Below are 6,468 nucleotides of genomic sequence, written 5' to 3' on the forward strand. Positions count from 1 at the left end.
ATTATGAGCACCAACCAAAATAACCTCTCTCCGGTAGAACGGATCAAACAGAATAGTGACGCCTTGCGCGGTACGCTCAAAAAGAGCCTGCAGGACAATGCCACAGGCGCACTTCGGGAAGATGATCAGAGCCTGATGAAATTTCACGGCATGTACCAGCAGGATGACCGAGACCGCCGTGAGGAGCGCTCTGCCAAAAAGCTGGAATGGCTCTATTCCTACATGATCAGGCTTCGCCTGCCCGGTGGTTTCCTCAACGCAGAACAATGGAAGGCATTGCATCATATTGCCGGTGATCATTCCACAGGCGTGATCAAGATCACTACCCGCCAGACCGTGCAACTGCATGGCATTCTCAAATCGCATGTGAAACCAACCATCAAGGCATTCAATACCATGCAGCTGGATTCCATTGCCGCCTGTGGCGATGTGAACCGGAATGTTGTCTGCAATGCGCATCCCCGGCAATCTATCCTGCATGAAGAGATATTCCGGTATGCAGACAGGATCAGTCAGCTGGCATTGCCCAAAACACGCGCCTATTATGAAGTGTGGCTGGATGAACAGCCGATCCTGAACAAAGAGGAAGAGGCTGATCCATTGTACCAGGACAGATACCTGCCACGTAAGTTCAAGATCGGTATCGCCATTCCTCCCTACAATGATGTGGATGTGTTCTCCAATGATGTGGGTCTCATCGCAATCGTGGAGAACGACAAATTACTTGGCTTCAATATCGCAGCAGGTGGCGGCCTCAGCACCACGCACGGCAATCCCAATACTTATGCCAGAATGGCCACGGTGCTGGGTTTCACTGATACTGAAGAGAAAACGCTCAAAGCTGTTTACGAGATCATCACCATACAAAGGGATTTTGGAAACCGAAGCGACCGTAAGCAGGCACGCCTCAAATACACCATCGATAAAATGGGTGTTCCGGAATTCAAGGCGGAACTGGAAAAACGTTGCGGCTTTGAACTGGAAGCTGCCCGGTCTTTCGTGTTCACGCAAAGACGCGATGATTACGGCTGGTACCAGGATCATAAGGGTAACTGGAATTACACAGTATTTACGGAGAACGGCCGCGTGCTCGACGACGACAAAGTGGCGCTTAAAACAGCCTTGCTGGAAGTAGCTAAAGCAGGTGCGGCCAATTTCCGTTTTACCTGCAACCAGAATGTGATCCTGTCTGATATTCAGCCGGAGCGCAGGCAGCAGGTGGAGGAGCTGCTGCAACAGTTCGGCATCATAACTCACACGGATGAAGCTGGCGCAGTGCGCAAGAGCGCCATTGCCTGTGTGGCTTTCAATACCTGTCCACTTGCACTGGCCGAAGCACAACGTTATCTGCCGGTGCTCATCAGCAAGCTGGAACCTGTACTGGCAAAGCATGGATTGAGTGAGGATGAAATATCTCTCCGCATGACGGGTTGCCCCAACGGTTGCGGAAGGCCTTACGCGGCAGAGATCGGCCTGATAGGCACTGCGTACGGCTTGTACAACCTGCATCTGGGCGGCGACAGATTTGGTTACCGTCTCAATAAAAAATATAAAGAGAACCTGGATGAGCCAGCGATCCTGCAGGAGCTGGATACACTGTTCGGGCAGTACAGCCAGCAAAGAAATACAGGAGAGACCTTCGGCGATTTTGCTATCAGGAACAACTGGGTTTAATTCAAAAAAATGAGCGAGTCAACATCGATAAAAGATCAATTGCCTGCTACCACCACGGCAGCTGAAAGCAATCATCTCTTTCCCATCTTCCTGAAGCTGGATACATTGCGCGTATTGCTGGTAGGAGCGGGAAATGTAGGCCTGGAGAAGCTTTCGGCCATGCTCAACAATGCGCCCGCTGCACAGGTGACGGTAGTGGCACCCACCATCGGGGAGGGCGTTCGTAAACTGGCAGCCAATTATCCGCTGGTGGACCTGCAGGAAAGGAATTTCGATCTGAGTGATCTTGAAGAGAAGGACCTGGTGATAGTGGCGATCAACAATAAAGAGATCAGCAGGAATATCTACCAGGCATCGCGCTCGTACAATATCCTGATCAATGTAGCGGATACTCCAGATCTCTGTGATTTCTACCTGGGATCGGTTGTTCAGAAAGGCAATCTGAAGATCGCTATCTCCACAAATGGGAAATCACCCACTGCTGCCAAACGTATCAAAGAAGTGCTCAACCAGGCTTTACCTGCAGAGCTCAATGATGTGTTGAATAACCTGAATGCAGTACGCAACAGGCTCAATGGAAATTTTGCAGAGAAGGTGAAGAAGCTCAATGAGCTCACCAAAATACTGGTGGAAGAAGGAACTGAGAAAGATCGAAGATGGAGAAAGATCGCAACCCGTTCGTTGCAGATCTTCGGTCTGATGCTGATCGGGCATTTCATTTTTTCCTATGTGCCCTGGCAGGATATCCTCAATGGCACAGTGGACTGGTACAATACGCTGGAACCGAATTTCCCTATCATGCTGCTGGCAGGATTTTTAGCACAGATGGTGGATGGCGCACTGGGCATGGGTTATGGTGTTACCAGCGCTACCATCCTGCTGAGTGCCGGAGTGAACCCTGCTGCTATTTCAGGCAGTATCCATACGGCTGAAATGTTTGCCAGTGGGGCTTCGGGTTACAGTCATTACAAATTCGGCAACGTCAATAAAAAACTTTTCAAGGCATTGCTGATACCAGGCGTTGTGGGTGCAGTACTGGGCGCTATCCTGCTCACGCAGCTGGGAGAAAAACATGTGGAATATATCCGGCCGATCATGGCGGCCTATACTTTGTTCTTAGGCGCGCGCATTCTTACCAATGCATTCCGCAAACCAAAGCCGCAAAAGAAATTCAAGCGATACGGAGTACTGGCAGGCGCCGGTGGTTTCCTGGATTCCTTTGGTGGAGGCGGATGGGGACCGATTGTGACCACTACGCTGATCACAAAAGGCAGAACACCCCGGTTTGTGATCGGTTCCGTGAGCCTGACAGAATTCTTTGTGACCCTGGCCAGTGCTTTCACATTCTTTACATTATTGGGCATCAGTCACTGGCAGACCATCCTGGGACTGGTAGTGGGTGGATTGATTGCAGCGCCGCTGGCGGCAAGGCTGGCTGGCAAGCTGCCGCGCAAAACAGCCTTCATCCTGCTGGGATTGCTGGTGATTATCTGGAGCATGCGGATATTATGGAAAATACTCTGAGTGTGGCCAGTCGCTCGCGTCCCCGCGAGTGACGTTTATTCCGTTGCCTCCGGCGACACGGTGTTCCCCAGAGGCGAACCAAATAGAAGTCACTCGCGGGGACGCGAGCGACTGGCCACATGTTAAGTAAAGGCCCCTTCCTGCAACAGCAGGATCTTTTTTAATCAAAATAGTCTACTGAAATAGTAGACTAAAATTCATACACCAAACAACCATTTAGCCGAACACAACCAACATTTATGAGACAGGAAATTGTACACCCTTTCGCTTTATCCCAACGCAACAAAAAAGCCGGCAGTAGCTGGTGGCTGTATTCTTTGTTATTACTCGGTTTCAGCTTTCTCCATTTTTCAAACCTGCAGGCGCAGGACAATACCATCATCGAGATCTCCGGTCAGGTGATCGATCATGAAAAGAAACCGGTATCAGATGTGAGTATCCAGATAAAAGGCTCTATTGCTGGTACTATCACCAATAGTACCGGTGCATTTGTATTGCGCACCAAACAGAAACTTCCTTTCACGCTGGTTATCTCTTCTGTTGGATTTCAGCAGCAGGAGCTTGAAGTGAAGAGCCTGGGCAGCAAGCTGCAGATCGAGCTGGTCACGCAAACTGTGCTTGGCAATGAAGTGGTGGTAACCGCGAGCCGCGTTGCTGAAAGCATCCTGAAATCCCCGGTGGCCATTGAAAAGCTGGATATCCGCGCTATCCGGGAAACACCGGCTCCCAGTTTTTATGATGCACTCGAGAACGTAAAGGGCGTGCAGATGACCACTTCGAGCCTTACTTTCAAAGTACCGAATACACGTGGTTTCAATATCCCCAATAATTTCCGTTTCATGCAGCTGGTGGATGGGGTAGACATGCAGGCTGCCACACTGGGCGTGCCGCTGGGTAATGCCATCGGTCCTACAGAGCTGGACATTGCCAGTGTGGAAATTACGCCTGGTGCGGCTTCTGCGCTGTATGGCATGAACGCCATCAACGGAATGGCCAACCTCATCACTAAAAGCCCTTTTACTTATCAGGGCCTCAGTCTTTACCAGAAAACAGGGGTGAACCATGTGGATGGTAAAGACAGGGATGTGAGCCTGCTCACGGAGTCTGCTTTCCGCTATGCGCATGCCTGGAACAACAAGTGGGCCTTCAAGATAAATGGCAGTTACCTGCGTGGCACAGACTGGGTGAGCAATACTGCCACTGATCAGAATCCTAATAATCTCAATACGGCCAACCCGAATTTCAAGGAACTGAATGGAACGGCCAATAACCCTGCCTATGATGCCTGGAACCGTTACGGAGATGAGAACAACAATGCCGTTACCATTCAGGGGGTGAATTACAATGGCAGCAACCGCACTTTTATTCTTCGCAGAACAGGCTACTGGGAGAAAGACCTGGTAAAGCCAACAGTAGACAATTTGAAATTTGATGCTGCCTTACACTATCGTATAACCGAAAATGCAGAACTGAGCTATAGTTACCGCATCGGTAAAATGGATGGTGTGTTTCAGCGCGGCAATAAGATCCAGCTTGACAATGTGATAGTACAGAACCACAAACTGGAATTGAAAGGGCATAATTATTTTGTGCGCACTTATATGAGCCTGGAGAATACCGGCGATTCCTACAATATCAAGCCGCTGGCTGATAACCTGCAGCTGACACAGGCTTCCAATTCAGTGTGGGGCGATAAGTTCAAAACCGCTTTACAGACTGCCCTGACAAGCAATGATCTTCCGGCTGCCATGCGTATTGCACGCCAGGCGGCGGATGCAGGCCGGGCAGAGCCTGGCACACAGGCTTTCGATAACCTGCTCAACACCATCATCGGGATCAATAACTGGGACCATGTGAATGGCGGTGTGGCAGGTGCGCCGGCAACAGGCGGTGCCTGGCTTAAACAGCAGAGCCGGGTATATCATGCGGATGCACAGTGGGACCTCAGTGAAAAGATAAAATTCGTGAGCCTGCTGGTTGGTGCGGATGCGCGCATTTATGAAGTGATACCGGATGGAAATAATTTCGTTGATTTCTCCCGGCCTGTTGCCGAGCGTAATCAACCGGTGAAGCCGGGCTCAGATGATTTTGGCAAGAACGTATATTATAAAAAATACGGCGCCTTTGCGCAGTTGACCAAAACGTTCTTCAATGAAAAGCTGAAGGCATTCATATCACTTCGTTTCGATCACAATACTGAATTCGATCCCAAGCTCAACCCGCGCGTGGCGCTGGTATACACTTTGTCTGAGAAACATAATTTCCGCGTTTCCTTCCAGAATGGATTCCGCTTCCCGGCTCTCTTTGAGGCCCTGTCTTTTGTAAACAACGGGAATGTACGAAGGGTAGGCGGGCTCTCGTATATCAATGATGGCCTGGGTTACCTGGAAAACTCCTACACGCTTGCATCGGTGAATGCATTCAATGCGGCATACAACAAAGACCGCGATGCCAGTCTGCCTCCCAAAACGGTAGACCCGGCTGCTGCCCTCAAGAACCGTGGCTTGCTGGAAGTTACTGCACTCAGTACTACAAGGCCTGAAAGGATCAACTCTTTTGAGGCTGGTTACAAGAGTGTGCTGCTCGGCAATAAACTGGTGATCGATATCGATGCATACCTGAATGAATATGACGGTTTCCTGGGGCAGGTGGAAGTGTCTGTGCCAACCAGCGGCAAGATCAATACGGATGCCGGTGTGATCGATATGGTGGCGGATAACAGATCGAAGCAAACCCGCTATCGCGTGTACACCAATGCAAAGAACAAATACCGTAATTATGGTTCCTCACTCGGGGTAACCTGGATCGCCTATAAAAAATATACTATCGGTGGAAATGTTAATTTCAATGATATCGTATCCAACAAATCCCAGGATGTGTTCATTACCGGCTTCAATACGCCGAAATGGGTGACCAATCTGAGTTTTGGAAACCGGGAGGTAGTGAAGAATATCGGTTTCAATGTGGTATGGAAATGGCAGGATGCTTTCTACTGGGAAAGCCCGCTGGCCAATGGCCGCGTGAGCGCCTACAGCACTATCGATGCGCAGGTGAGCTTTAAAGTACCGAAGCTGAAAACCACCATCAAGGCAGGCGGCGCCAATATTTTCAACCATCGTTATATCCAGTATGCCGCAGGGCCTACTATCGGGGCGTTATATTATACTGCAATTACTATCGATGGTTTGCTGAAGTAGGGTTATTTTCGCATGCAATAAATTGAACCGCATGCGAATAGTTATCACGACCCTGCTTGCCATGGTAATGGCA

General features: G+C 49.8%; 3 protein-coding genes. All 3 read left to right on the forward strand.

What is annotated here, in order from left to right:
* Positions 1–3: 3 nt before the first annotated feature.
* The 3 genes from cysI to ACTHMC_RS12865 all read left to right on the forward strand — a co-directional run bounded on the left by cysI (position 4) and on the right by ACTHMC_RS12865 (position 6,395).
* The gene (cysI, locus tag ACTHMC_RS12855) at positions 4–1,674 is read left to right on the forward strand and encodes an assimilatory sulfite reductase (NADPH) hemoprotein subunit (protein WP_440413543.1); all 1,671 of its coding nucleotides are present in this window, start codon (positions 4–6) and stop codon (positions 1,672–1,674) included.
* A gap of 9 nt (positions 1,675–1,683) precedes the next feature.
* Positions 1,684–3,198: a TSUP family transporter gene (locus ACTHMC_RS12860; protein WP_440413545.1), complete on the forward strand. Its 1,515-nt coding sequence runs from the start codon at positions 1,684–1,686 to the stop codon at positions 3,196–3,198.
* A gap of 239 nt (positions 3,199–3,437) precedes the next feature.
* A complete protein-coding gene (locus ACTHMC_RS12865; protein ID WP_440413546.1) occupies positions 3,438–6,395 on the forward strand; it encodes a TonB-dependent receptor in 2,958 nt (985 codons plus the stop codon).
* Positions 6,396–6,468 lie beyond the last annotated feature (73 nt).

This window comes from Pseudobacter sp. (assembly GCF_051955275.1).
In the GTDB taxonomy this organism is placed as follows: Bacteria; Bacteroidota; Bacteroidia; order Chitinophagales; family Chitinophagaceae; genus Pseudobacter.